Annotated in this window: 1 protein-coding gene; it reads right to left on the bottom strand. The window is 32.2% G+C overall.

Annotated elements, in window-relative coordinates:
* Nucleotides 1-242 (bottom strand): WYL domain-containing protein (locus ACX6CF_RS26515; RefSeq protein WP_458788383.1); only part of this gene is annotated, 242 nt, incomplete at both ends.

The raw sequence follows: 242 nt of genomic DNA, 5'->3' as shown, positions 1-242 counted from the left end.
AAGTAATTTCACTTCTACAAGTTTATGCTCATAACTTTTATAAAAGATTTCTTGCAATTCATCAGAAGATGGGTTGTTAATCCTAGTAAACTTTTCACCAATTCTAAGTTTGCTAATACGCACAAGTTTAAATTTCCTGTAATCTTTTCTATATCTGCAAAACCCACTAAGATACCACTGTCCCGAACTAAATTCAATCCTAATAGGCTCTACTTCACGTTTTGCCAACTCCATATTTCTAT

The organism is Vallitalea sediminicola, from assembly GCF_054408565.1.
Note: the sequence above shows the minus strand (reverse complement) of the source record. Positions and strands in the feature narration are given on the sequence as shown.